The organism is Martinezella lusitana, assembly GCF_016901135.1.
GTDB classification, from domain to species: Bacteria; Pseudomonadota; Alphaproteobacteria; order Rhizobiales; family Rhizobiaceae; genus Rhizobium; species Rhizobium lusitanum_D.
Genome location: NZ_JAFEVL010000024.1, coordinates 38229 through 64936, shown reverse-complemented (window position 1 = coordinate 64936; position 26708 = coordinate 38229). Strand labels below are relative to the sequence as shown.

General features: G+C 61.4%; 25 protein-coding genes and 2 pseudogenes. 5 read left to right on the top strand and 22 right to left on the bottom strand.

The features are described from left to right. Positions 1-233: 233 nt before the first annotated feature. Entirely contained in the window at positions 234-467 is a 234-nt protein-coding gene (locus JTP94_RS10440; RefSeq protein ID WP_204850420.1) for a DUF6429 family protein, read from the top strand. Here the strand turns inward: JTP94_RS10440 and tnpC (JTP94_RS10435) are convergent. The 8 genes and pseudogenes from tnpC (JTP94_RS10435) to JTP94_RS10400 form a co-directional block, all read right to left on the bottom strand. Next, a pseudogene (gene tnpC, locus JTP94_RS10435) lies at positions 448-1116 on the bottom strand (IS66 family transposase); the annotation flags it as partial. The gene JTP94_RS10440 and the pseudogene tnpC (JTP94_RS10435) sit on opposite strands and share 20 nt — an antisense overlap. Positions 1117-1232: 116 nt before the next feature. After that, positions 1233-2228, bottom strand: coding sequence for a tyrosine-type recombinase/integrase (locus JTP94_RS10430; RefSeq protein ID WP_204850419.1), 996 nt, complete (start codon positions 2226-2228; stop codon positions 1233-1235). Then, complete coding sequence (locus JTP94_RS10425; RefSeq protein WP_204850418.1) at positions 2218-3162, bottom strand: tyrosine-type recombinase/integrase; 945 nt, start codon at positions 3160-3162, stop codon at positions 2218-2220. The genes JTP94_RS10430 and JTP94_RS10425 overlap by 11 nt, the downstream gene beginning before the upstream one ends. After that, positions 3159-4382: a tyrosine-type recombinase/integrase gene (locus JTP94_RS10420; protein WP_204850417.1), complete on the bottom strand. Its 1224-nt coding sequence runs from the start codon at positions 4380-4382 to the stop codon at positions 3159-3161. The genes JTP94_RS10425 and JTP94_RS10420 overlap by 4 nt, the downstream gene beginning before the upstream one ends. A gap of 123 nt (positions 4383-4505) precedes the next feature. Next, positions 4506-5492 (bottom strand): annotated as a pseudogene (gene tnpC / locus JTP94_RS10415) (IS66 family transposase); the annotation flags it as partial. A gap of 47 nt (positions 5493-5539) precedes the next feature. After that, positions 5540-5890 (bottom strand): IS66 family insertion sequence element accessory protein TnpB, encoded by a 351-nt coding sequence (gene tnpB / locus JTP94_RS10410; protein ID WP_204850416.1) that lies wholly within the window; start codon positions 5888-5890, stop codon positions 5540-5542. Next, positions 5887-6315, bottom strand: a complete 429-nt coding sequence (gene tnpA / locus JTP94_RS10405; RefSeq protein WP_204850415.1) for an IS66-like element accessory protein TnpA — start codon at positions 6313-6315, stop codon at positions 5887-5889. The genes tnpB and tnpA overlap by 4 nt, the downstream gene beginning before the upstream one ends. A 1208-nt stretch (positions 6316-7523) precedes the next feature. Continuing rightward, positions 7524-7931: a hypothetical protein gene (locus JTP94_RS10400; RefSeq protein ID WP_204850414.1), complete on the bottom strand. Its 408-nt coding sequence runs from the start codon at positions 7929-7931 to the stop codon at positions 7524-7526. 503 nt (positions 7932-8434) lie between these two features. Between JTP94_RS10400 and JTP94_RS10395 the strand changes: the two genes are divergently transcribed. Next, positions 8435-8710 carry a WGR domain-containing protein gene (locus JTP94_RS10395; protein ID WP_130760009.1) on the top strand — a complete coding sequence of 92 codons (276 nt, stop codon included), beginning with the start codon at positions 8435-8437 and terminating at the stop codon, positions 8708-8710. A gap of 201 nt (positions 8711-8911) precedes the next feature. Here JTP94_RS10395 and JTP94_RS10390 read toward each other — a convergent pair whose 3' ends face one another. After that, positions 8912-9076, bottom strand: a complete 165-nt coding sequence (locus JTP94_RS10390; RefSeq protein WP_168320284.1) for a hypothetical protein — start codon at positions 9074-9076, stop codon at positions 8912-8914. 416 nt (positions 9077-9492) lie between these two features. On the opposite strand from JTP94_RS10390, the gene JTP94_RS10385 reads away from it, so the two are divergent. Then, complete coding sequence (locus tag JTP94_RS10385; RefSeq protein WP_204850413.1) at positions 9493-9771, top strand: HU family DNA-binding protein; 279 nt, start codon at positions 9493-9495, stop codon at positions 9769-9771. A 63-nt stretch (positions 9772-9834) separates the two neighbouring features. Here the strand turns inward: JTP94_RS10385 and JTP94_RS10380 are convergent, their stop codons facing one another. The 13 genes from JTP94_RS10380 to JTP94_RS10320 all read right to left on the bottom strand — a co-directional run bounded on the left by JTP94_RS10380 (position 9835) and on the right by JTP94_RS10320 (position 24277). Beyond that, positions 9835-10167: a hypothetical protein gene (locus tag JTP94_RS10380; RefSeq protein WP_204850412.1), complete on the bottom strand. Its 333-nt coding sequence runs from the start codon at positions 10165-10167 to the stop codon at positions 9835-9837. Between the two features lie 56 nt (positions 10168-10223). Then, complete coding sequence (locus tag JTP94_RS10375; protein WP_064245277.1) at positions 10224-10547, bottom strand: DUF736 domain-containing protein; 324 nt, start codon at positions 10545-10547, stop codon at positions 10224-10226. Positions 10548-11011: 464 nt separating this feature from the next. Continuing rightward, complete coding sequence (locus JTP94_RS10370; protein WP_113397258.1) at positions 11012-11431, bottom strand: hypothetical protein; 420 nt, start codon at positions 11429-11431, stop codon at positions 11012-11014. Next, a complete protein-coding gene (locus JTP94_RS10365) occupies positions 11421-11681 on the bottom strand; it encodes a type II toxin-antitoxin system Phd/YefM family antitoxin (RefSeq protein ID WP_064245283.1) in 261 nt (86 codons plus the stop codon). The genes JTP94_RS10370 and JTP94_RS10365 overlap by 11 nt, the downstream gene beginning before the upstream one ends. 82 nt (positions 11682-11763) lie before the next feature. Next, the gene (locus JTP94_RS10360; RefSeq protein ID WP_204850411.1) at positions 11764-12705 is read right to left on the bottom strand and encodes a DUF2493 domain-containing protein; all 942 of its coding nucleotides are present in this window, start codon (positions 12703-12705) and stop codon (positions 11764-11766) included. 332 nt (positions 12706-13037) lie between these two features. Further along, positions 13038-14072, bottom strand: coding sequence for a toprim domain-containing protein (locus tag JTP94_RS10355; RefSeq protein ID WP_204850410.1), 1035 nt, complete (start codon positions 14070-14072; stop codon positions 13038-13040). Positions 14073-14085: 13 nt separating this feature from the next. Beyond that, positions 14086-18477: a strawberry notch-like NTP hydrolase domain-containing protein gene (locus tag JTP94_RS10350; RefSeq protein ID WP_204850409.1), complete on the bottom strand. Its 4392-nt coding sequence runs from the start codon at positions 18475-18477 to the stop codon at positions 14086-14088. Positions 18478-18606: 129 nt separating this feature from the next. Beyond that, positions 18607-18861, bottom strand: a complete 255-nt coding sequence (locus tag JTP94_RS10345; RefSeq protein ID WP_204850408.1) for a DUF6117 family protein — start codon at positions 18859-18861, stop codon at positions 18607-18609. Positions 18862-18951: 90 nt separating this feature from the next. Beyond that, complete coding sequence (locus JTP94_RS10340) at positions 18952-20142, bottom strand: DUF932 domain-containing protein (RefSeq protein ID WP_204850407.1); 1191 nt, start codon at positions 20140-20142, stop codon at positions 18952-18954. Between the two features lie 75 nt (positions 20143-20217). Then, entirely contained in the window at positions 20218-20874 is a 657-nt protein-coding gene (locus JTP94_RS10335) for a hypothetical protein (protein ID WP_204850406.1), read from the bottom strand. A gap of 104 nt (positions 20875-20978) precedes the next feature. After that, positions 20979-23108, bottom strand: coding sequence for a ParB/RepB/Spo0J family partition protein (locus JTP94_RS10330; RefSeq protein ID WP_204850405.1), 2130 nt, complete (start codon positions 23106-23108; stop codon positions 20979-20981). Between the two features lie 281 nt (positions 23109-23389). Next, the gene (locus JTP94_RS10325; RefSeq protein WP_064682844.1) at positions 23390-23851 is read right to left on the bottom strand and encodes a hypothetical protein; all 462 of its coding nucleotides are present in this window, start codon (positions 23849-23851) and stop codon (positions 23390-23392) included. Further along, positions 23852-24277 carry a hypothetical protein gene (locus tag JTP94_RS10320; RefSeq protein ID WP_312038146.1) on the bottom strand — a complete coding sequence of 142 codons (426 nt, stop codon included), beginning with the start codon at positions 24275-24277 and terminating at the stop codon, positions 23852-23854. It lies immediately after the preceding gene. A gap of 79 nt (positions 24278-24356) precedes the next feature. On the opposite strand from JTP94_RS10320, the gene JTP94_RS10315 reads away from it, so the two are divergent. Both JTP94_RS10315 and JTP94_RS10310 read left to right on the top strand, forming a co-directional pair. After that, positions 24357-24857: a ProQ/FINO family protein gene (locus tag JTP94_RS10315; RefSeq protein ID WP_204850426.1), complete on the top strand. Its 501-nt coding sequence runs from the start codon at positions 24357-24359 to the stop codon at positions 24855-24857. A 153-nt stretch (positions 24858-25010) separates the two neighbouring features. Next, positions 25011-26348, top strand: a complete 1338-nt coding sequence (locus JTP94_RS10310; protein WP_204850404.1) for a hypothetical protein — start codon at positions 25011-25013, stop codon at positions 26346-26348. Positions 26349-26708: the final 360 nt, after the last annotated feature.

The following is a 26708-nucleotide window of genomic DNA, read 5'->3' as shown; positions in this document are numbered from 1 at the left end:
CGCAGCGTCCGGACGGCGCAAATATCGACGATCTGCTCCCATTTAACTTCGCCAAATCCACTGCCGCATAAGCCGCTGCGGGCCTCACAATCCACTGCGTCAACGCGCAGCGAAATGAGCGCTTACGCTGATTCGCTCATTTACGCTTTTGCTCAATCATTGATTCACGCATTCACGTACGCATCCGAGGTAGGCCGCGGGATTTGCGCAGTCGCGCGTGGTAAGATGGCGGAATGGAGATCGACGAAGGCAAAATCGATGATGCGGTTTTGGCGCTGCTATGGCTGACGCTTCACAACGAGCGTTGCGCCTGGAAGGGGTTTGACTGGGCGACGACGGATCGCTTGCATCGGAAAGGCTTGATCGGCGACCCGGTGAACAAGTCGAAGTCGCTCGTTCTGACGGATGAGGGCCTGCGCCGATCGGAAGAGCTTTTTCGGCAGTTATTTACGCGGCAACCGGTATAGCCGCTGCCTTGATCGCCTTCCACTCCCATGGCAACAGCTCATGCAGGCGGGAGACAGGAAGATCGGCGATGCGAGCCAAAACGTCGGCGAGCCAGGCCTTGGGGTCGATCTCATTGAGGCGGGCCGTGGTGATGAGGGTCAGCATGATGGCAGCCCGGTCTGCGCCGCGATCGGAACCGGCGAAGCTCCAGTTTTTTCGACCGCAGGCCACGCCGCGCAGGGCTCTTTCCGCCGCATTGTTTGTCATGCAAATCCTGCCGTCATCGGCATATTTGGCAAAGTCTTGCCAGCGCGACAGCATGTAGTTGATTGGCTCAATCACCGGCGAGGATCGCGACAAGCCTTCTAGCTGCTGCCGCAACCAGGCCTCCAGCTCATCGAGCAGCGGTTTGCTCTTTTCCTGGCGCACGGCAAGCCGGTCTTCGGCGCTTCTGCCATTGATATCACGCTCGATGTCAAACAGCGCGTCGATACGCTTGACCGCTTCCAACGCCGTCGCCGAGACAGGCCTCAAGCCCTTGCCCCGCCGGGCACTGCGCGAGACATCGGCCAGCTCGAAGAACTTGCGGCGTGCATGGGCAAAACAGAAGGCCGGCGTTACCGGGTTCTGCTTCAGCGTCCGGTCGAAGAGCGGATTGAAGCCGTTGATATGTTCTCCAGAACATATCAATGGTTATGTTGCGGCCAGCCATATGTAGCGGTGGCCGGAGAAAGGTTCGTTTCCCCGGCTTGCACCGCAACATAAACTTCAACTCCACGACCGCGCTAGAGAGCCTTCAGGAAGGCCATTAGGGACGGTAGCGCACGCTGGGAGACCGTGGTTTGTTGGTCAGAGATGTCGACCCGAGCCAGCGCCTTGGCCTTCATTTCCATATCGACTTCGGCGTAAACATGCGTCGTGTCCAGAGACACATGGCCAAGCCAGGCACGGATTGTGTTGATATCGACGCCAGCGCGCAGCAGGTGGACTGCGGTTGTATGTCGGATCGTGTGAGGACTAACGCGCTTCGTCTCGATCGACGGCACTATTTTGCTCGCCAGCTCGGCATAGTGGGTCACGAGTCTGTGGATCCCGAACCGCGTCAATGGCGAGTTGACCCGATTCAGGAAGACCGGATCCCGCTTGCCACGTCCGTCGACGAGCTTCGACAGGGTCGTTGCAGTGGCTGGCCACAACGGACATGATCGGAACTTGTTTCCCTTGCCGTGTAGTCGCACCGACGATTGCCGGCCAAGCTGCAAATTGTCGACGATCAACTGCGCCGCTTCATCGGCACGGGCACCGCTATTGTACAAGAACAGAAGCAAAGCGTAATCGCGATTGCCAAGAGGCGTACGACGGTCCGGCTGTGCCAAGAGGGCGTCCATCTCTGGCTTCTCGAGATATCCGATCATGGCCTTGGCGGTCTTCTTGAACGGCATCGCTCGTACTTCGCCGGACCACGCGATGTGGACCGGTGAGTGCATGCCAATGAACCTTGCTAATGAGCGTATGGTTGCCAGCCTCTGGTTTCGAGTGACCCCGCTGCACTTTCGATCGCGTTCCAGGTGATCAAGGAACTGACGGATGATTGACGGTGTCAGATCCTCGACCGACATTCGATCAATGGGACGCGCCGCGTGATTGCTGGCAAACGGAAGCAAGAGCATCAAGGTGTCGCGGTAGCTGGCCTGAGTGTTTCGGGACAGATTGCGTTCCGCCACCAGATGTTCAAGGAGGAACCGCCGCACCCATGGTCCCAGGAGCATCTCATTCTTCATGGCTGCCCTCCATCGCATACTGGGCGAAGCGTTGGCTGGCCGCCTCCAGGAGTTCAGGCGTCATTTGCAGATAACGTTGGGTCGATCGGATGTCGATGTGACCAAAGAAGGTCGCGAGTTGCGGGAGCAATCGTTGGACGTCCTCGCCGGAATGATACCATGCGACGACACGGTGCACGGCCGCTGTGTGGCGAAGATCATGGATACGTGGAGGGCGCAGTTCGCCGATCGGGCGTTCGATACCGGCGGCTCGGCGGACATGTTGGAACATGGTGACGACACTCTGATAAGTCCACCCTCGAATGCCGCGCGACGCGAATAGCGGCGCCGCCTTTCCCTGCGGCATTGGCAGCAAGCCACGACGCTCGAGATGCGCGGCCAGTTCTCCAGACAGCTTCGGTCCAATTGGAACCAGCCGAGTCTTGAAGAATTTGGTGCAATGGATGGTGATGACGTCTTCGACGAGGTCGACATCCTTCAAAGTCAAGCGCAGGGCCTCGCCGATCCGCATGCCTGTTCCGTAGAGGAGCAGGATCATCGTACGGTACATCGCCGGTACATGCTGGCTGTAGCCCGTTCGCAAAGTCGATGTTGCCTCCAGTAGTCGGCGCAGTTCCTCGGTCGAATATACGTACGGCGTTTGCTGCGGCGGCAGGTTCGGCAGAACTGTCGGCAGAGGCGAGCGATCGGCATATCCGCGGCTTATTGCGAATCTAAAGAGGCCACTCAGCACCCTGTGTTTGAGTGCCCACGTCGCGGTCGGCCCCTTGTCTCCATTGAGGAAATCAATGACCGATTCCGGGGTTACTTCGCCGATCTGTCGATCGCCGACTGCTCGCCTGAAGTGATGGAGCAAGCGTCCGGCAGACTCGAAGCGCATGCCCAGTGACCGTTGCCGGGCGAGGTAGACATCGATGACGTCGATCAGCTTCATAGGACGTCTCCCAAATCGAAGGCGCCGACTTCGCGAAGAGCTGTCATGTTCACCTTTGCGTAGACACTTGTTGCCGCGGTGCTGCGGTGTCCAAGATGGTCGCCGATTTCTTTGATGGTCAGCCCCTCAGCAAGCAAGCGAACTGCACAGGCATGGCGCAGCGCATGCGCGCCTCTATGCGCCGCTTGAATACCGAGCGCGACAAATCGCCGATTGGCGACGCTATAAATGCTGGTCGCCTTCAAGGGCCGTTGAGGCGCCTGCATACGGAGAAAGACTTCTTGGCACGATGACGGCGGCCGCACCGTATCGACGTAGCGCGCCAATGCTTCAGCAGCAGAGGGCACCAGCGGATAGATCTGGGCTTGTCGTCGCTTTAGACGGAAAAGCCGAAGAGTTCGCCCCGCCCAGTCGATTTGGTGGAGCTGCAGTGCGGCGACTTCGCCGCGCCGCATACCATATACAGCCAGCAGCAGTAGGATCGCGCGGTCCCGGATGTCGCGGGGCCGGTCCGTGTCGACGGCGGCCAACATCTTCTGGACGTCAGACCAATCCGGGGCATATGGCAGAGACTCTTGCTGATAAAGCCGAGGCCGCGATATTGACCTCGCCAAGCGGTCTGAGCACCACGCCTCTTTTGCCGCGTATCGCAGAAATGCGCGCAAGGCGGAGGCGACATGTGCAATCGAGACACGACCCCAGCGCCCGGCTCCTTGGGTCGCTATATAGTTGTCGATGTCTTCTGCCCTCAAATCCTTGAGCTGACGGTTCGCCTGTTCGCACCACAGTAAGAATCTGCCGGTCATGCTCCCCCATTGCTCCACCGTCGACGGTGTCAAACCGCGTTCGTCACGCATCCAGGCGATATACCGGTCGAGTTGCCCCTGGTATGACAATATGACAGTGGGTTCACGCCACCAGCCGAGGAACTTCAGCCAGGGGCGCCCGATATCGATAACCCGCCGTGCAGCGGTAGCCGCACCGCGAAGATTCTGCCGAGCCTGCGCGATCGGTAACAACTCCGCCATGCCGACTCCGGCCGCAGCTTCTGGACCGAGATGTAGCGCGATCCACAGGAGTTCGTTGCGTTTGACCCTAAGAACTTCAGGTCTCGCTCCGAGTGTAGCGCAGTGGTGCAAATAGCGGTTCCGCTCGTCAGCGAACGGCACTTCCAGAAATAGGGCATCAGCGGATTGGTTGGAAAAGGAAGGGTGATCCATGGCGAACCTCCAAACGAGAAAAGGTTCGGCAGCCAAACTCGCGATTTATGTTGCGTCAATCGGCCCAAATACTCAGTTGACAAAGGGAATAGGTCAGCAAGACCACATATGGCTGGCCGCAACATAACCGTTGTAGCAGTCGGCTTGCAGGATGCCACTGAACTCGGCCAGGTGTCGTTGCGGATGTTCGCCCCGCCGGTCGCTGGAGGCGTAGAAGACGGCAGCCGGCGGCGACTGTCCCCCAAAGGGCCTATCGTCGCAAACGTAAGTCCATATGCGCCCCGTCGTGCATTGCCCCTTGGCGAGGATCGGGATGGTGGTATCGTCGCCGTGCAATCGCTCGGCCGCAAACACATGGGTTTCGATGAGATCGAACAGCGGCTTGACGGCGGCGCTGACGTAGCCAACCTGGTCGGCGAGCGTCTGGGTGGACAGATCGATCCCCTCGCTGCGAAAGCGCCGACTTTGGCGGTTGAGCGGCTGATGCTCTGAGAACTTGTCGAAGACGATAGTGGCGAGCAGGTTGGGACCGAGGAAGCCGCGCGGCGTGGCATGGAAGGGAGCGGGTGCCTGACTGATGCAGCCGCATTCCCGGCAACTGAACTTCTCACGCACGGTCTCAACGACCTTGAAGCGGCGCGGGATCTCCTCCAGCGTCTCGGTGACATCCTCACCCAGCTTCGACAGCCGTTCGCCGCCGCAGTGATTGCAGGTCCTCGGCGCTTCGATGACGACGCGTTCACGCTCGATATTCTCTGGCCAGGGCTTGCGCACCGGTCGCTTACGGGTGAAGGCACGAACGGTCTGGGTTTCGCCAGCAAAAGCTTCTGAAGCCAGCTCGTCTTCGGTCGCATCAGCGACCAGCTCCTCAAGCTGCAGTTCCATCTGGTCGATCAGCCGCTGGGTGCGCTCCCGGCTCGGTCCATGTTTGTCGCGTTCCAACTTAGCGATCAGCAATTGCAGATGGGCGTTGAGCGCCTCGATACTGGAAAGCTTTGCTTTGGCGCTGGCCGCTTCTGCCTCGGCCCGTAACCGCGCCTCGCGTTCTGCCAGCAGCGCGGCGTGGGCGCTGGTAAGATCGTCAGGAAAGGAAAGCGGCGGCAGTGACATGCCGCTAAAAGAGCATATTTACTCAACAAATTCAATGCAAAAGGCGCTTAAACCCGCGTTGGACGCCAGGTTTCCTGAGGGGCTCGCCAGTCAATTCCGGACAACAAATAAGAAAGCTGCGCCGGCGTGATCGCCACCGCGCCACCCTCTACATTGGGCCAGATGAACCGACCGCGTTCCAATTTTTTCGTGAACAGGCAGGCGCCCTGGCCGTCATGCCAGATCAACTTTATCAGATCACCGCGGCGCCCTCGGAAGCAGAACAAATGACCGCCCAGCGGATCATGCTTCAAAACTTCCTGCACCCGAAGGGCCAAGGAAGGAAAGCCGCACCGCATGTCTGTATGTCCAGTCGACAGCCACACTTTGATCCCTGTTCCCATTGGAAACGGGTTCATCGCAACGTCTCCAGACCACGCATGATCCGGAGCAGAACGTCCACGTCGACATCCCGACCGACGATCACACGCCGGCCGTTCGCACTCACCACCTCCATGCGACCGTGGTCGGTGACAGGAGACGGCACAGCGACACTCGCCGCAGGTGGCCTCCTCGCAACAACGGGATCGGCAACGACTATCGCCGGAACAAAGCCCTTCGTCGAGCGGCCGACAAGCCGTCCTTCCCGCGCGGCCCTGCGCCAGGCATTCAACTGCCAGCGCGTGATCCCGTGGCGCTGCGCCGTGGCCGTAACCTGCCGAGGACCATTATAACTCTCAGCCACGATCGACAGCTTCGCTTCATCCGAGAAACGCCGGCGACGGCCGCTATCGACAATCTCCATCCGGCTGAAACGCCCTGCGAGATCGCTTGTGATATCCATGATGAAAGCACCGTCTATATTGCCGTCTATATAGACACAGCATCCACAGCCTCACTCACATCCGCAATGCGGTCCACCTCGGATGCGTACGCATTCACCTATCTGCCGATTGGCGCAATCACCGAAACGCTCATGCGCCAAAGCACCAATAGTGTGGTTCACCGATTCACCGATACGCTCGAAAACCTATTCGCGGGTTCCCTCATACGCCTAATCACCGATTTACCTATTGACGCGAACGCCCATCCTCCGATTCACGCAGTCACCCATCTGCCGATTGGCGCAATCACCGCAACGCTCATTCGCCTAAGCACCGATAGTGTGGTTCACCGATTCACCGATACGCTCGAAACCCTATTCGCGCGCCCTCTCATACGCCTAATCGCCGATTTACCTATTGACGCGACCACCTATTTGCCGAGAAACCGATACGCCGTTTAGGAGTATCCCCGATCGGCCATTTCTCTCATTGACGCATTCACCGATTCAGCGAGCGGCCGTTCTCGAAGCTGTACGGATACCGGTAACGACATCCTGTTGGCGAGGGGAACCCTCCAGGCGAGTAAGCCCGGTGTTTACCGGCATTCCGTCTCACTTCTGATCCGCCCGCAAACATTGGCATAATTCGGCATCGGATGCGCTGCCGCAACCCTCGCCCCTCGGGCGAAACGGCTAATGGTATACCATTAGCCTATCCTGCCATCCATCATCCAACTGGGCTGGCGACCATGCCCGAGGCGCCAATGCTGTTGCGAGTCGTCAGACAAAGCAACAGCGATCACAGGCCCAGCCTGTGATCTGCGCCGGAGGAGCAGCATGGTTGCCAGCCCAGTTGGATGATGGATGCTGAAGCAAGCCGTCGTCGTGAGCAGTCGAGGGGACGTGACCGGAGGGACCGGGCCCCGACGACATGCGAACGACGAGACGGCGAGCGCACCGCAGGAGAGGACGAACACCTGGAGCGGAGCCCGAAGCATGAGGGCGTAGCGCAAGGAGTTCGTCCTCTCCGTGTTGTTTGGGGAAGTCGCGGCAGCGTCCGTTTACCGGCCCGAAAGGCCGGGCGGGTGGCTACCCGCTCCGCAGGGAGAGGGGTGCTTGAGGGGAGAGGCGGCGAGTCTTTCCCCTCAAGACCGCGCGCAGGCTCGATGCCGGACAAGCGGTCAAGCCAGCAGGAGAGACGAGAGGCGCTGCCGCCTCTCGTCTTGACGTCAATCGCTGTCGGGTCCCCAGAGCGGATTGCTCTCGGGATCCTCGACATGACATGCCTCGGCCTGTCCGAGTTCGGCCTGTTCGAGTTCGGCCTGTTCGAGTTCGCGGATCACCGCATTGATGCGCCACAAGCCGATCTCCGTGCGGCGCTGAGCGACGAGAATGTCGACCGCCGTTTCGTTGGCCTCGATGGCTCGGATCGCTTCGTCCATGGCGTCCCATGGACCGAGGTTCTCCACCGGGATGACATCGCCGTCCACGTCATAACCGCCGGAGATGTACATCGGTGCCCGCTTGACGCGCTCATGAGAGCGTTCGGCTTCACGGATGAGACGAAAACCCTCGGTCCGCTGCCGCCAGTATTCCGGGCTGCCGCCGTCGATGTATTTGATCTTGCGCTGTGTCATAAGATGTCTCCTTTTCGTCCTCTGACGAAAGGAGGCCGCACCGTAGCCGCGAGGGGTCAGGGATCGCGGACGCGACCGCCAGCGGCGGCAAGCGGAGGAACCGATTTTCTGGTGATGGCCCGAAGGGACAGCGGCGGAAAATTGGAGGGGCCGCGCAGTCCTTGACGCCGGAGTGGTGGGTGCACAATGGAACGTCAGAGAGAGATAGACCACGGCGCCCCAGGCGCCGTGTCTGTATCCGGCGTCCAGCCGGCCATGCAGTCTATCCTCGGCCATGGTCGCGGCGACTTCGCGCCGCCGGCGCAGCAGCCGCGAGAGGGGCGTGACCCGAATGGGCGGAGACCGATTGCGGGCTCCGTGAGCGAGAGCGAATAGCACCGTCCGCCGCAGGCGGCTCGCTCGAATCATCCGCTGACAACCCATCATCAGCATGAATCAATCGAGACCGACCGATTCAAACATGTCGTTGGACGCCGAGTCGGCCCTGCCCGATTCTCCGTGTCATGATCGCGCAACGCTACCAGCTCTATGTCGAACGCATCGACGCCAAGAAAAACATGGCCCGCTACTATGCCATGTCGATTGAACCGAATCTGTTCGGCGATGCCTGTCTCATCCGCCGATGGGGCCGCATCGGTGCAAGAGGTCAAAGGCGGGAGCATCATTTCACGCGGGAGGAAGAGGCAGTCAGGCTCTTCCTTCAGCTTTTGCGAAAGAGGCGGTCGCGCGGATACAGGCCGAAACCGCATATACGGCAAGATGCGTCGGGTGATCGATAGCGAAGGGAGTGCCGTGGGGCGGACGCATCCTCATGTCGATTGGCATGGGATCGAAACAGGAGTGGGGGTGTCCGGCCGCTTTCGCCGTTTCCGTAGGAAACACCGCAGGATCTGGCACGTGCGGATGGCGAAGCGATGCTTCGGGCCTGAAGCGCCGGTCGATCCGGCGCGTCAGGCCAGGCGACATGGCGAAAGCCACCCTCAGAAGGGTGGCTCGGCGCCGATTGCGCCCTCCTGCTCTGCGGTGATCACTGCCAGCTCGGCGCGAGCCAGCTCCAGTTCGATTTCGATCTCGCGGCGCTCGACGGGGTCGATTGCTTCGCGCAGTTCGAGGCGAAGCTCTTCAATGTGTTGTTCCAGAAGCATCGTCGTCGTCTCCTTGACGTTTGTGAAAGACGACGCGCGCGGTCATGGGGGCGTGGCGGGGTCAGGGATCGCGGAACGCGACCGCCAGCGGCGGCGTGTGGGGGTGCCGATTTTGTCGGAGTGCAGGGAACCGGAGCGGAGGCAAAATTGGGGGCACCGCTCGTCCTTGAGGCCGTCATGCCCCCATGACACCCTCGGACGGACTGAGCAGACATTTCCTCAGGTATGGCACCAGAGATCCGCAAGCGGGCTCGATGCCCGCTTACGGATCCACCACGCAGACCCACGGAGATGCCTTAAAGCCCTTGGTAGTTGTGGAAAAATGGGCAAATCGTCGATCTTCGCGCGGTGCGTCGATGACAGCGCTTTGATCCCCTGTCAGGGATTCTCGCATCAACGATGATGCGGAGAATAATATGACCACGACCAATGAAATCGCCGACAAGATCGCAACCGACCACAGCCTTACAAAGGTGCAGGCCAAGACGATCGTCGAAGCTGTCATCGCTTCGATCACCGAGGCCGCGGTTGCCGGCAACGAGACAAGCCTCCCCGGCTTCGGCAAGTTCAAGGTGAAGGCGACACCGGAGCGCGAGGCTCGCAACCCGTCGACCGGCGCGACGATCAAGGTTGCCGCGGCCAAGAAGCTAGCCTTTACGCCGGCCAAGGCACTGAAGGATGCGCTGAACAAGTAATCTTGTCAGCATGCCAAAAAATAGCCCGGCGCCGTGCCGGGCTATTTTCGTTTTGGGATTGCGTCAGCGGGCGGATGTCCCGTTGAGAAGATCCTGGATGATCGTGTCGCTAACCGCATGACGGGCTTCGCGGGCATGGTCGTCCAGCAGCTTGTGAAGAATGCCAGATGCCAAGGGTATGAAGTCGAAACCGCGTGCGATCACTGCGGACCGCAGTTGCGACAGGGTTTCGAACTCCCTTAAGTCAGTGCCAAGCCAGAGTTCGAGATCCTCGCCACCGGCATCCGGAAATGCCTGGAGGAAGAACGTCTGAAGCGGGCGGTCATAGCCGATAATGGCATCCGGGTCGGCGTGGCGGACTGCGGTCCTGGTGACGGTTATTGTGTAGCGGCTCATGGCGGCCTCCTTTGGAATGGGGAGGCCGGCCCCGGTTTCGGGGCCGGCGGTCCGGTTCAGGCCGGGCTGTTCCAGAGGATGACCTTCTTGCCGGGCTCGCCGCCGGGCGCTGGGGCGACGTTGCCGAAGATCACGCCGATCTCGGGCGCTTCGAGCTTCGTGGAGATGTATTCTTCGCCGGTCTGGCGGGAGACGCGGTTCCAGCCTGCGCCGATCTCAAAGCCGGTCTTACGGTGGATAATGCGGTAGTCCGGGGCTTCTTCGCTCGCCTTGTTGGCGTTCGGCACGAGGGCGATGGGGGCGTTGACCCGTATGGTGGCGAAGACGCCTTCGAGAGTGCCGTCGGTCTTTTCGGTGAGAGTTGCGATCGTGGTAGCCATGGGATTGTCTCCTTCGTTGCATCGGGACCATTCCCGATGGCGCCCGAAGAAGGGGCCGCGCCGCAGGCGTCACCGCAGCGTAGCGAAGGGAAACCCCTTGCGGGTTGACGCTGATCGTGGCCGGTCCCTTAGAAAGGCGACATAAAGAACGGGAATGGTCTTTGATTGCGACGTCGTCAGGAGACCTCGCCGTGGCGCCCGTTTGCTGCCGCGCGGAGTGCCGCGCTCGTGACATGCGTTGGTGGTGTTCGGGTCAACGGACGCCGGCCGTCAACCAGTCGGGCACATCGCGAGAGATCGGCACAGTCCTGATCCCATCCTCATCGTCAAAGACGGCTTCGGTCGGCATCACGCTCGAACCGCAGGCTTCTCCTGACGCGACTGCAGTTCTGCGGAGCGCAACCGCGTGACACACGTGATTTCAAGGGATGTCGCCCCAGCGCCCGGCGGGGATGCGGCAAGTCTCAGTCGAGGCGGTTGACCCGGCCGGTTCGGCCGCGCGCCTCGGCAAACAGTCTGGCGATCTTCACCATGAAGGGTTTGCTGAAGCGGCCGACGATGTCCTGACCGGGCTCAATATACCAGGAGCGCTCGACGATATCGTAATTGTATTCGTCGACCATGATCCAGCACTGCTTCAGATCGCTTAAGCCCGCGCGCTTGCGCTCGATGTCCGGGATCTCCAATGAGGCGCGACCCGTTTGCGGCGGTTGGGTGGTGATGGCGAGAAGCGCCAGATGGGTATTTCCATCGGCCGCATTGCGGATGGCGATGACGACGCAGACGGGACGCTGCTTGCGGCCTTCGGTCTCACCGCGCTGCTGCTGCCAAGCCCAGAGGTAGGGATAGGAGATGACCTCGCCGGGTCGGAATTCACGGCTCATCGTCGTAGCCTTCGCCGCGCGCCAGCCGATCGAGCGCCTCGTCGAACAGTTCCGCATGCTCGGCGGGCATTTCCGAGATATGAAAGGCGCGGCGGGGGTCGCCACCGGTGCGCATGCGCTCATAGTGATCGTAGCTCATCAGCACGAAGCGAGGCTTCTTGTGGCGAGTCAGAACAACCGGCTCGCGGCTTGCCGCATCGGTAACGTCGCCGATCTGCTTGTTGAGGTCGCCTGTCGTGAACTGCTTCATCGCAAAGATCTCCACTTCGATTCCCATATAATCCATTTTTCCCATGTTTTCCATCTTTTCCATGTATCCGGGAAGACGGCGCTCACGCACCGTCTCCTGAAGCCTGCCAGACCGGAATGCCGAGCCGGCGTGCCTTGTCGGCGAGATTGCCTGTGATGCCGTTTCCGGGAAAGACGATCAATCCGGCGGGCATGACCGACAGCATATCGTCATTGCGCCGAAACGGTGCGGCCTTGGCGTGTTTCGTCCAATTCGGCTTGAAGGTGATCTGCGTCACCTTGCGGGCTTCAGCCCAGCATGCAGCAATCCGGTCGGCGCCCTTCGGCGAACCGCCGTGCAGCAGCACCATGTCGGCATGCTTGGCATGCGCCTGATCGAGCTTGGCCCAGATCCGCTCATGATCATTGTAGTCCATGCCACCGGAGAAGGCGATCTTGGTGCCGGCGGGGATCAGCACCTCGGTCTCGGCGCGCCGCCGCGCGGAGAGGAAGTCCCGGCTATCGATCATCGCCGCCGTCATGTTGGCATGGTTCACTTTGGAACCAGTGCGGGGCCGCCAGGCGGACCCGGTTTGCGCCTCGAACAGATCGGCGGAAACATCGCGCATGAACTCGAAGGCGTTGCGGCGTTCCAACAGCGTGATGCCCTCGGCGATGAGGCGCTCGAGCTCGACACTCTTGACCTCCGAGCCGTCCTGCTCGCGCTGGCCGGTACGCTGCGCCTCCTCGTTGCGATCGAGCTCGCGCTGGATGCGCTCGCCGGCACGATGGAACAGATTGGGGATCGACCAAAACAGGTCTTCGAGATCGGGCTCCAGGCGGGTGTCGCCGAGCATCTCGGCGAGGGCGTCGAAGATCGTTGTGATCGATGACTGGACCTGAGGTTCCTCCGGCAATGGCCGCGGATCGGGCTCGTCCTGGAAGGGGCGATAGCCGAAGACCTGCATCTCGTAGATGAAGCTGTCGGTCGGAGAGGAAGCGTGATGGGGCTCGAAGCCGTCGTCGGGGTGAAGGATCAGGTCCATGATGGTCTCCGTTTCGTGGGCCGCGCCTCTCGCGGCCTGACGGCGAACCCGGTCACGCGGGCCGAGGCCGGAACCGCAAGTGAAGCGCAGCGGCCCAGCGAAGCGCCGGGCGGCGGAGGGAGAGTTTCTTGATCCGCGAGGAATGACGGGCCGCGCCTGCGGCCGGCAGGGGAAGAAACCCGACCGACCCGCTGAAGGCCCGGAGGCCCGCGTGATAAGGGTCGCCTCTCAGCAGGCCCGCGGGCGCGCATTCACACGGGGAGCCGGCACCACGGACCGTCCTCTCACCCGCGCTGCAGCAATCCCGCCTGTGCTCCTTCCGACAAGCCTCATCAGGGCAGGAAGGCCACCGCATCTTCCGGAGTGAGTTGAGCCCTGAGGCTTGCTGTCAGCCGGTCGGGACCCAGCCGGCGCAGATCATCGTTGAAGTCGCCTAGTTCCGGCGACAGCACCAACGGCAGGATCCCGTGCGCCTGCGCCCGTCGGCTCAATCCCTCGATCCCATGCCGGCCTGCGGCATCCGCGTCGGCCGCGATATAGATACGCCGGCATCCGGGCGGGAAGTGGAAGCCCGCAAGATGATTGGCCGTCAGGGCGGCGACCATCGGCATGCCTGGCATCACATGTGAGAGCGACAGCATGGTCTCGAGGCCCTCGCCCGCTGCCAGGACCGGTACAGGATCGGTAACGGGATAGCGGAAACGGACGCCATTACCGAGCAACCCACCGAGAGCACGGCGCGGATCGTCCACCTTGGCCTTGCCGACGCCGTCGGGATCGAGCCAGCTGCGATGCACGCCGGTGATGGCTCCGGCCGCATCGGTCACTGCCGCAATGAGAGCCGGAAAGCTGGTCGTCCGAGCAGTGACGAGATCGCGATAGTAGCACGACGGATGGAAACGCAGCGCGCCATGGGCGGACGCCCGCAGAATGCCGCGTTCGCGCAGATAGATGTCGGCGAGCGTACCCGCCAACGGCTCCGTCATTCGAAACAGCCGTCGTGCCCGCTCCGTCGCCGGCCGCTCGGCCGGAGGGCCATCACCGACGTCGCCCCTGAGGTCCGACACCGGTTCGGGTTGGGGCAGACTGAGAAAATGGCGCGCCTCCTCGGCAACGTCACGGAAGTCCACGAGACCGCAGGCCTCGCGGACGAGATCGAGCAGGTCACCAAACTGACCGGTCGCCGCATCCGTCCACCGCCCAGCACGCGGGCCGATCAGATGCACATAGAGCGACCGGCCCCTGCTGTTGGCGACGTCGCCGACGAGCCAGTAGTTGCCGGCGCGGCGGCCGGCGGAAAGATAGTGACGGCAGACCGCCTCCGCGTCTTGCGCGAGACGGCCCGCCAGATCCGAGGCGGACAGCATGGGCAGGCCTCCATCAGGACCGGCGCGCGACATCGACGAGGCGATGACGCTGCATCAGCTTCGACAGGATCTCCGCGCCCTCATCTGTCACCGGCACGAAGAAGCGCAGCTTCCAATTGATCATCTCGGAGAACAGCCCGATCGACCGCAGCCAGTCGCGCATGCCGTCGGTAAAGCCGGTTAGTTCGACTCGGTACTCGTTCATGACGCGGACGCGGCGGAGCGTCACGTCACCGGCAAGGCCGACGATCGAGGATCCGTCGACCAGCGCCGTCCAGGCTTGGTCGCCGCTCAATACTTGCGTCTGATCGATCCCGAAGTTGCGGCAAAGGCCGGCCAGCCGGTCGGGCGCGATGACGCGGCCGACGATCTGCTCGCCGTCATCCGTCTCCAGACGACGAATGCGGCAGAAATCCTGCGGCAGCAGTTTCCAGATCGGCAGGAGCAGTCCGGTGACGATATGCATCACCGACGTCGAGAATTCCGGCACGGCGGCGACCTCGGTATTCCAGGCAAGGGCGAAGGCCTGTTCGTCGGCTTCCTCCCAGGACGTCTCTTCAAGCTGGCGGGTCTCGAACCGGAGCTCGTCCATCGGCCGGATCAGCGACACGCGCGGCTGGACCGAGCCATCGTCCAGCATGATCGAACGGGTCGGCACCATCACCGCCGGTCGCCCCGACTTGCCGTTGATCATCAGCTTCACGCGGGGATCGCGACCGACCAGAGCCTGCACATCATGGAGCAGCATCGGCGCATTGCGATCCCTGCGCTCGATGGTCAAGAGGTGCGACTGCGCGCCGGTGACCGGATGCGTGTAGATCAGCCGCCGGTCGGCGATTGTCATGCTGTCGGCGGTGATCGTCTCCAGGCCCTTGTCATAGATGCCGGCGGCAATAGCCCCCTCGATGCGGGCGGCCAGCAGCTGCTCGAAGGCCTCGAACAGCAGGTTCTGCATGGTGATGGTCAGTGCCAGCATCCGATTGAGGAATGTCTGGATCGGCGGCAGTTCATCCTTCAGTCCGCCCTCCTCCGAGGTGAGCGACAGGCCGGTGATGCTTTCGAACTTGTCCAGCGAGCAGCCTTCGATCCTGCCGGCATACAGCAGTCCGTAGAATTGCCGCAGCGCGTCGCGGGCATATTGGGATTCGAGATTGTCCTCGCTGCGAAACATCCCCTGCCCGCCGGTCTGACGCTGCCCCCGGGTGATGGCGCCGAGCGTATCGAGACGTCTGGCGATGGTCGAGAGGAAGCGCCGCTCGGCTTTGACGTTGGTGGCGATCATCCGAAACCGGGGCGGCTGTTTCTGGTTGGTGCGATGGCTGCGCCCAAGACCCTGGATCGCCACGTCGGCGCGCCAACCCGCTTCCAGAAGGTTGTGAAGACGCAGGCGCTGATTTTTGGCGGCGAGATCCGCGTGGTAGGATCTGCCGGTCCCGCCGGCGTCGCTGAAGACCAGAATGTCTTTATCGTCGTCCATGAAGGCGCGGGCCTCGTCGAGATTGGCGCTGGCCGGCCGGTTCTGCACGGCATAGCGGGCGATGGACGTGCTGTCCTCGCGGCGGACGATGCGACGCGAGCGGCCGGTGATCTCGGCGACCTGGCTGGTTCCGAAGTGCTGGACGATCTGGTCGAGCGCCGTCGGGATCGCCGGCAGGCTACCCAAGGTTTCCACTAGCTCGTCGCGCCGACGTTCCGCCTCCCGGCAGATCACCGGGTTCCCGTTTGCGTCATGGACGGGACGGGAACTGAGATTGCCCTCGGCGTCGGAGAATTCCTCGAAGAGCTGCACCGGGAAGGAGTACATCAGATAGTCGATGACATATTCCCGCGGCGTCACGTCGACCTGCAGATCGCCCCATTCCTCGGTCGGGATCTGTGCCAGCCGGCGCTCGGTCAAAGCCGCGCCCGTCGAGACGAGCTGGACGATCGCAGCGTGACCCTCTTTCAGATCTGCAGCGGTCGCTTTCAGAAGGGCCGGCGTCTTCATCGAGGTCAGAAGATGATTGAAGAAGCGCTGCTTCGAGCTTTCGAAGGCCGAGCGTGCGGCGGCCTTAGCGTTTTTGTTCAATGTCCCGGATTTGCCGGTTATACCGGATGCCTCCATTGCGGCGTCCAGGTGATTGTGGATGACTTGGAAGGCCTCAGCATAGGAGTCGTAGATGCGAACCTGTTCCTCGGTCAGCTCGTGCTCGAGGATTTCGTATTCCACGCCTTCGAAGGAGAGCGACCGCGATGCGTAGAGGCCCATGGCTTTCAGGTCGCGCGCCAGCACCTCCATGGCGGCGACGCCGCCGTCCTCGATCGCCGCGATGAATTCGGAGCGCGTCGGGAAGGGAAAGTCGGCGCTGCCCCAGAGACCGAGCCGTTCGACATAGGCCAGCGATTCGACGTCCGTGGCGCCGGTCGCCGAAACGTAAACGACGCGGGCATCCGGCAGTGCGCGCTGCAGACGAAGGCCTGCCCTGCCCTGCTGCGACGCCGCCTTGTCGCCGCGGTCGGACTTGCCGCCGGCTGCGTTTGCCATCGCATGGCCTTCGTCGAAGACGATCACGCCGTCGAAATCGACGCCGAGCCAGTCGACCATCTGCTGGACGCGCGAGCGTTTGCCTTCCCGCTCGTCGGTGCGCAGCGTCGCGAAGGTCGTAAAGAGGATGCCTTCTTCCAGTTTGATCGGGCTGCCCTGGCGGAACCGCGACAGCGGGGTCACCAGCAGCTTTTCCTGGCCCAGCGCACCCCAGTCACGCTGGGCGTCCTCGATCAGCTTGTCGGACTTCGAAATCCAGACATGGCGACGGCGGCCTTTGAGCCAATTGTCGAGGATGATGCCGGCGGCCTGGCGGCCCTTGCCCGCGCCCGTGCCATCACCGAGGAACCAGCCGCGACGGAAGCGGACGGCGTGGTCGATGTTAGGCGCGACAGCCTTCAGGTTGTCGAAGGAGGCATCGACATTCCAGTAGCCGGCGAGATAGCCGGAATGGGCTTCGCCGGCATAGATGACGCTCTCGAGCTGGGCATCCGAGAGATCGCCGCTGATGACGATGCGCTTCGGCAGGTGCGGACGATAGGTCGGTTTCGGCGGTGCGACGCATGCCATGGCAAGGGATTCGACCAGCGTGTCGGGATGGGGCTTTGCGTCGGGGATGTGGATCGACTGCAGCCGATAGGGCTCGTAGAGACCATCGGCGGCGCCAATATGGTCCGGCGCAGCAGCATCGTGCAGTTCGTAGGAGAGTTCAATGATCTCATCATCGACGGGAGCAGGACGGGCCATGGGTGAAGGCTTCGCCTGCCCGCCGACCGCGAGGCGATGCAACGGTTTGGCACCCGCTGCTGGACGCATCGTGTGCGCGCGCAGGATACCGTTGGAGAGCGCACCAATGGAATTAGGCGCCGCCGCAGGCGCGCGGGGTGGAAGGCGGGTGATCCAGGTGAGCAGTGTTTCCAGATCGTGCGCAGTGCCGCTCGACGTCACAAGCTTCAACGGATCGTCAGCCGGAATCTTGTCGATCACGATCAGGCGCGTTTTCATTGTCGTTCCATGACGGGTGTAGATGCTGCCCCCAATCGCCGCGCTGAACAGGACCGTACTCTTCTCCTGCAGCCGCACAAAAGCGTCCCGCCATGCGGGATTGTCGGGAGAAAGGCCCGCACCAGTGATCGCGACCAACCGCCCACCGGGAGCAAGCCGCGCGAACACGGAGGCCAGATGCCGCCAGGCGGCATCAGCCACGCGACCTTCGACTTGAACGCCCGCTGAGAAAGGCGGGTTCATCAGCACCACGGTCGGCCGAATGGATCGGTCGAGGTAATCGTCGATATGCGCGGCATCGTGTTGGGAGGCCGAAACGCCGGCGAAGAGCCGCCCCAGCAGCGAGTGTCGGACCACCGCATATTCGTTGAGCGCCAAGCGAGCGCCTGCGAGCTCCGCAAAGATCGCCAGCATGCCGGTCCCAGCCGACGGCTCGAGCACCACGTCAGCGGCTATGATGCCGGCAGCACGAGATGCGACATAGGCAAGCGGGATCGGGGTCGAGAATTGCTGACGTGCCTGGCTCTCTTCGGATCGGCGTGTATGGGTCGGCACGAGGTTTACCAGTTTCGTCAGCATCGCGAGCGTCGCTCGGGGCGACTGGGTTCCGGATACGACACCGCGGAATTTACGCAGAAACAGGACCTGGGCGATCTCAGCCGCCTCATAGGCCTCCTTCCAGAGCCAGAGGCCCTCGGCGTCGCTGCCGCCGAAAACCTCGGTCATGATTTGCCGCAGGTCAGCTGTGGTGACGATTTTACCTTGCTCCAGAAACGGCGTGATCTGACCGCCAGCATCCATAAGTGCTTCAGTGCGCGTTTTGATATCAGGACGTGGAGAGGTGGAGACGATCTGGGAATGCGAGATGATATTCATCGAAGGATGCTCCAAGAGTGAGGAAAGAACAGGGGAGCCCAGCGTCCTGCCGAAGGTCGGAGGAACGAAATCGGGCAGCCAGGGCAGGATCGGGGATCGCTGGCTTAAACCGCCGGCTATTGTCAGTGCCTAGGTCGTCGGGCTTACGAGGAAGCCAGTCGGATCATCGGGATCGGGCGGCAGATAGGCATCGTAGGGATTGCCTTCGGCAAGATGGCCAAACGGCGTGAAGGCGCATTCGCCGTCACTGCGGCCGACGGCGCAGGGCACGTAACGCGGCTCGCGTGTGGCGGCATCAAGGCATTCCATGAGAGCGAGATTGCCATCGGACGCGGCGCGAAGCAGCGTGTCGAAATTCAAGCGTGCGTAATCGGGGATAGCCATTGCAGTGCTCCATGAACGGAAATGCCCGACACGGGGCCGGGCTGATGGTGATGTTGATGTTGAGGCTAGTTTGATCTGTCTCGAGGCGCGTCAGGAGGCACTCTCCAGCAGCTTTTTCGCTTTGCCTTCGAGTTCCAGACGCGTGTCCTGATTGGTCTTGGTGCGCGCCAGCGCGGTGATGCCCTGCACGAAATCGAAGACCGACTCCGGCGGCCGCCCCTCCTCCGACAGCACCATCTCGATCACCTTGCCGGTCTCACTTTTTGAGAATCCGCGCCGGCGCAGGAAGGTTTCGCGGTCGTCCTCCTTGCGCGCGACGATCCGCTCCCGTGCCGCCTTGATGCCGGCGATGAAAGGGGCCGGCGACGAATTGGCAAAGCTGGTCAGCGCGGGTGCTGCCTCATGCGCAAAGCGCTGGGCGGCGAACTTCGAATGGCGGATGGTGATCTCCTCGAAATTCTCCGTACCCCAGAGATTGCGGTTGGCGCAGACCGCTCGCAGATAGAAGGAGGCTATACCGAGCGTCTTCGATCCAACCTCCGAGTTCCAGGCGTAGAAGCCGCGGAAGTAAAGATCGGGCCCACCGTTCGGCAGCCGTCCGGCTTCGATCGGATGGGTGTCGTCGACCAGGAACAGGAAAACGTCCCGGTCGCTGGCATAAAGCGTCGTCGTGTCCTTGGTGATGTCGACGAAGGGATTGTGGGTCATCGTCGCCCAGTCGAGAACACCTGGTACTTTCCACATCGTGTCGCCGGTTCCATTGCCGGCGATCTTCATGACCGACGAGACCAGTTCATGATCCCAGATCCGACCGTATTCCGGTCCGGTCACTGCCCGCAGTTCCAGCCGGCCGTCATCCATCTCAAGCGTCTTGACGAGCTCGGCACGATGGTTGAGCAGGCCATGCTGCAGGTTGATGGCAGCAAGCGGCGCCGGCAGTTGCCGCATATAGGTGGCGGGAGCGCCAACCAGGCTGCAAAGCTGCCCGTAGCTCCAGTGGGTCGGTGCGATCGCTTGGCGCTGACCTGGGACAACAAGCTCAAGCCGCTCCGCATTGTCGCGCGTTGCCTCGACCCGGATCGCAGCGCTTTCGATCGTTCGGGCATGGGCGCGCTCGGCGCGGGACCGGACGGTGTCGTAGAGATCGCTCAGCGACAGGAAGCGTTCATCGTCAGGACGGGAAAACCATTCCGACGAAACGCGGCCGATCCGCTCGCCGCGTGTGATATCGACCTTGAAGGCGGAACGGGCGGACGGGTTGTTGGAGGTGAGAGTGGTCATAAGCTGTCTCCTTAAAAGCAGAAACCCGGCACGGCGGCCGGGCGAGGTTGAGTGATGTTTGAGGAATAGGAAGGATCAATCGGAAGCCAGTCGGCGGCGTGCCGACCGGATTGCCAAGAGCGCCGCCTGGAACTCGGCGCTGCCAACGACATCCGAGACGTCGAATGCCGTAACTGCGGTGATGCACGCCGCGTGGATGTCGTCATCAGTGACCGCCTCCGGGGTGAGAGGGTCGAAACTTCGGTCGATCTCCAGCACGGCGGCGACCGCATGGCGGACCTGATCCTCCTGCAGCTTGGCGAGCACATGACCGGTCCTGGGTGGGTCGACCGGCTCTTCAGGATCCGGGTCTCCGGCGAGAATGGCTTCTCCTCGGGCAATCGCCCAGGCAGATCGGTCGAGCCAATCGAGCGACGGTGGCCGGGCAGCACGGACGTCATCGAACAGGATCTTCAGCAGTCCGAGCAGGATCTCGAAATGACGCGCCCGGCGTTGGACAGGTTCATCGAATTGCTGGGGGATCTGGATCGGCGGACCCGCATAGGCCGCATGTGCGCCGTCCCAGATGCCGGTGATATGAATTGCGCCCGAGGAATCGAAGTCCTTCTCGGCGATATCCCAACTGTCATCTTCGATGGCAGCACGGCACGCCTCGTCCAGCGTGCCGGCTTCATAGGTGCGACGCCGGAAGACCGGCAGGCGATAGGTGGTTTCGATGGTGAAGTCAGGCATAGGTGCCTCCTGAAAAGGAAAAGCCCGGCGCGATGGCCGGGCTGTTGGGAAAGAAGACCCAACCGCAAATGCGATCGGGTCAGGCTGATGTGACGCTCGTGAACCTATTCGGCGGCAGCGAGATGCTCGCCGTCGATCCCACTTTCCATATCGCCGTCGCCATCGCTCGACGTTTCCGGCTCGTCGAGCAGGAAGGCCGGCAGGTCTGAAGCTCCGAATACAGGCTCAACCTCATCGGGCTGGACGGCACTATCTGCGACAGCGTCGCTTTCGATCGTGCCTTCCCCGATCGTCATGCGAAGGGGTTCAGGCAACCAGCCGCAGCCTGTCATCAGCCGCTCGGCCTCGCGGGCCATGTCGGTTTTCTTGAGATGGCCGATCAGCTCCGCCCCCTGGTCCCCCTTTGCCTCACGAACCGCCTGCAGGATGTGCGCTTTTGTGACACGGCCGAGATAATTGTCGGCGGTCGACGTCCAACCGGCTTCCACCATGTCGAAACCGATGGAGCGGGCCAGTTGCTCGGCGTGGGCGATCGCCCGGGTCCGCTTGTTCCAGGGTTCGATCACCGCGTTGACCGACAACGCGGCGCAATGCGCAAACAGGGCCTGGCGGCTGACCTCGTCGAGCTTGATCAGGAAATCCCAGAGATCGTTCGGGTCCTTGGGCAAATCCTGGCCCCAGCCTTCCTGCCTTTGATCGATCTCCTTCGCCCAGACCGTTTCGCCGAGACCGGGCGTCTGGCTGAAGCGAGCGCTCTGCAGCGTCACCTCCAGGCACGAATCCGAACCGTAAACGTAGAAGGTCTTCAGGACGAAGGCATGCAGCACTGCGACAAAGGCGATGACAGGATTGTTTGCCAACGCGTTGCGCAAAGCGATTGTCCGAGCTGCCGTGAGATCGAGAACGAGGCGGTCGGGAAGCGGCTTGATCGTTTCGTCCTCGTCATCCGGTTGCGTGCCCTCGCCGCCGGCCGCCCGGGTTGCCGGAAGATCACTGCCATGATCGGCACCATCGTCGCCGGTATCAGCCGAGGGATCGGTCTCATCCTTTGGTTCATCCTCGGCCCGCACGAAGCCTCGCTCGATCTTGGGCTCGCCGCTGGCGCCGATCGACACGAAGACACCGCCGCGGGCGACCTCCTGTGGATCAAACACGTACGGACGGTCGTTGAGCCGGTCGAGCTCGGCACCAAGCTCCTCCAGTTTCTGTTCGGTCGCTTCCGAGTACTCATCTGCCTCCGCATATTCTGCGTCGAGCTTGTCGTATTCGGCACGGGTGGCGTCATAGCGGGCCAGTTCATCTTCAGTCATTTCAGCCTGCTCGCCGTAGACGCGGCGCAGGCCGGACGTGTGGCCGTAGGGGAAGTCGAAGGCGGCTTCGACCCATTTCCAGCCTTCGCTTATCCGAATTGCCTCGGCGTCAGCTTTCAGCTTTTCCATCACGAGCTGCTCGAGCAGCGCCGGATCCTGCAGCCAGCCGCCCTGATCCTGGTCGAAGAGATCGCGCATCGTCACACCGCCTGCGGCCTCGTAGGCTTCGATGCCGACATAGACGGCGCGGCGGTCGCTGGCGCGGATTGCGGTTTCGGTCAACAGCCGGCGGATGTAATAGGGCTCGCGACTATGCGAACGGGAGACCGTATCCCAGACCTGCTCCTGGCGGACGTGGTCGTTGGTGATCGAGAACGCCATGATCTGCTCCAGCGTCATCTCGTCCTCGGCATAGAGGTCGAGAAGCCGCGGGGAGACGGACGCCAGACGAAGCCGCTGCCTGACGGTCGCGACCGAAACGAAGAAGCGCGCGGCGATCTCCTCCTCGCCAAGCCCCTGCTCCCGCAAGGTCTGAAAGGCGCGGAACTGATCGAGCGGGTGCAGACTGACGCGCTGGACGTTTTCGGCGAGCGAGTCCTCGACTTCGAGGGTTTCACCTTTGCTGACGATGCAGGGAACACCGGCGGTTTTGGCCAACCGCTTCTGCGCGACGAGGCGTTCGAGGGCGCGATAACGGCGCCCGCCAGCCGGGATGCGGTAGACGCCGGTCTCGTTGCCATCGCCATCGAGTTCGGGGCGGACGTTGAGGCTGGTGAGCAGACCGCGATGGGCGATGTCTTCCGCCAGGTCTTCGATCGAGACGCCTGCCTTGATCTTGCGGACGTTCTGCTGGCTGAGCACCAGCTTATTGAAGGGAATATCCCGGGCTGCACTGAGGGTGATTTTCTGGATGGCTTGTGCCATGTCGGTTTTCTCCGTGGCGGACCGGCCGGAACCTCTCTCCAGCCTCCTATCCCGCCACAAATCCCCTTCCCTCCTCTCCCTCTATCGCCTTCCCACCATGTCCCACCGTCTCTTCGGCAGGCGACCCTTCCCCTGCGCCCAGGAGCCGGCAATACTGGGTCAGGGATTGGGCCCTTCGGGTGACGACTGGGGCAGCCAGGCTTGAGCGTTGCACACAGAGCTCATGTTCGAAAACTATTTGTGTTCTTGATTTGTTCTGCGGCTAACTCTAGGAGAGGGCCTTATCTTTTTTTCTGGAGCAGAACCCATACCGCGAACGCCTTGCGATCCGATCGCGGCGCCGATGCAAGATCTCTGATTGCCTGCTCACAGTTGTCGATCAGAACGAGGACCTCGGCCCGGACATAACGCGCAAGCGGGTCGTAATCGGCGCGGTGACGTTCTTCCTGCAGGATGACAAACGTATCGGCGAATGAGACGATACTACCCGGAAAGCCGCGGCTTGCCGCTGCTTTGCAGGAATTTTTCGCGACACCATGCTCGAGAGTCCGATAGACTTGCGTCCATGCCGGCTCACTGCGCGTATCGCCTGTCCCCACCAGAAGATCGGCACAATCGCGAGCCAGCGCATGAAACAGCGCATAGTAAGCTGTACTGACACCACGTTTGAGGTCGGACTGGCGTGGACGCTTCGGGCTGGCCTTGGCAAGCCGCCGAGCGGTGGCGATTAAATCATTCGACACTTAGCTTGCGATCTTCTGCTGTTCGTCGAAATGATGCCGAATATGCGGAAACCGCGTCTCGCCAAGGGCGCTCAAAGCTTTTCGCACCTCGGTGGAAAGACCGTAAGTGAGTTTCGAATTGATCGGCTTGTCCGAATAAGCATACTTCACGTCGACCAGCAGGATCGGATCGCCATCGCTGTCTCGATCGGCCCGAATGTCGGCGCCAGAAAACCCTGCCTGGCCAAGCCGGTCACGGAGGACCTTTTCAACGGCCGACTTGGTGGAGTTCGATATGGTCTGTTCGTCGCTCATGTTTGCAATATAGAGGATTCTGCCAGAGAGCGCCACTCGCGCAGGCGAGTATGTAAATAGCGTCCCTGCCCAGACTGTTTTGTACCAAATAGAAGGATGGAGCACCGTTGGGGCCTTGAGATCGACTTCCACAATATGCACTTCTGCAACAAGAATAGCTTAGACGACGCAGGTCCCAGCCTTGCAGGGAAGAGAAGATGGGTTGGAACGTATGACAAAAAATTGGACAGTCAGCCGCGGCCCGATCGTAGCTTCGCAGATCGAGATCCAGAAAGCAGACGCTATAAACGCGTTGCTTGCTCGTCCGGTCAGGATCTTACCGGCAAGGCCGGGTGATCTTATCCGACCGTTTGCTATCGGACTCTTTGAGGAAATTCGCCCGCTCTTGAAACCTGGTGTTGGCATGACGACGTTGCGCCGCGCGGTTGCTGCCTTTGTCCACTCGAAGCGTTATTATTTCGCAAGCGCCCAGCCCGATTCCGTTCGCCATGATCTGGACGGTAGGCCGCTGGAAGCGCTGAGTGAGGGTGATCGCATGACGGCTCAGAACCGCTTTCTTAGGCTGAAGCAAAAGGCAGCCGGCGGTGAGCGAAACTCAGAGCCCTCTTCACCCTCCCCTTCCCCGACGCCGGGCGCGACAAAATCAGAGCAGATCCGCGCCAGCCTCCTCGGCCGCGGAAAAATGCAACACACGTCATCCACCATGTCTTGAGCCGAAGTCGAACGCCGCCCCAATCGATTCTCGAACGAGAGATCCTCGACTTCCAACGAGGACCCTTACCCCTGAAAAATCCGGACGCAGATGCAACACGCAAAAATCACACGTACCCAGCACCCGGTCGGCCATGGCGGTTTTCACTCCGGCTTGATCTCGACGGTCGAGGGGCCGCCCGACGGCGTACGCTCGGCCAATGAGCGCCCCGTCACAAGCTTTTCCTATGTCTATGATTGCGGCTCGGAACGAAGCGACGCCTTCAACAGTGAACTGTCGCTCTACCGTGCGGCATCCGACGGAAAGACGGACGTGCTTTTTGTTTCGCATCTTCATGCCGACCACATCAACGGCATCGATCGTCTGCAGGCAATGGCGCCAGCGAAGACGGTCATTCTTCCCTATCTGGACGTCGTAGAGCGCCTGCTTTTCATTCTCTCCGATTTCGAGCTCGGTGCGGCCTCCCGATCTTCACTCGACTACTTTGAGAACCCTGTAGACTGGTGGCTCGGGAGAGGCGCGGAGCGAGTCATCTTCCTTCAGCCGGGCAGGCCCGACGATATCCCTCCGGCCCGTGGCGCAGAACCCGACAGTCCGATTGACGATCCGTCCGCTGGACGCCGAATACGACTTGATGACGCTCCGTCCAAAGGCTTTTCGGCAAACAGACTGGCGACTTACATGCGTGCGCCACACGGGCCGATCGCTGAAAAGCTCACTCCTGCGGATCCGACAGCACGACAGACGCAAAGCGGGGCGTTTGTGGCTGCATCCGGTTCGTATCTCCAACTGGAGTGGCAAGCCTTTACAGGTGACGCATGGCGCAGGGGCGATTGGATTCTCCTGCCCTATGTCCATCCGGTCGACGATCCGGCCCGAAAGCGGTTTCTTAGGGATATCAAGAAGGCGCTTGGCTTCCGGGGAAATGAAGAGACAAAGCTCTCTAAATCGCTGCTTCAGCACCTACGGTCTATCGAAAGTGCGAGGCGGCTGGTCGAAATCTACAACCGGCATTTCGCTGGAGGACACAATGCGATTTCGATGTCACTTTACTCTGGGCCGTTATCTCAACGGGCCGTCGCAAGTTCAAGCCACACAGAGCCGTCCCGGCAATGGCGCTCCTCGCTCGAAGAACCACCCTACGGTAGCTTCTTCTGGTCAGCTGATGGCATCGGCTGGTTGGGCACGGGCGACGCCGCGCTTCGCCAAGATAAATGGCGAAAGCCATGGCGGACATTTTTCGAAGGCTTTGATGACCGGATTGCGATCATTACATTGCCGCATCATGGCTCGGCGAACAATTTTCATCCAGACATCCTTGGGTTCCGAGGATTGCGGTTCGCGCTTGCTACGACCCTCGAAGCCCGAAACCGCGTCTCTCGCCTGAGAGAAACGCTCGGCGCGGTGGAACTGCGGGGTATTCGTACGCGAGTCGTCGACGATGAACGCTTAAGTCGTTTCTCAGTCACCTGCGAACGCAGCATGGCCTAGGCGGCCGACGGTAAGCCTATGCTCCAAAGTGTCGTTTTGCATTTATCGAAAGATTCTATTTCCAACAAAATCACACGGTATAGCAGCCCCTATGATGAACTGGCGCGGTTGCCTCCCGCGCCGCTGTGGGCTGGCTGACTAACGTTAGGCCGCCTGGCAAACGGGGGTCAGCCGAGATTGAAGCCTGGGGTTTCGCCGCACGGCACTCGCCACTCTTCTTCCCCCTGTCTCGCCGGGCGAGCAGCTTAGATCATGCGTTCTCAAGACCGTGAGGAACGACCCACTGGCGGCGCGTAGGGTCGATCCGCGCCCGCTAGCCGGTCCTGCGATGCGTTCGTGAACACGCAGCATCATCGCGTT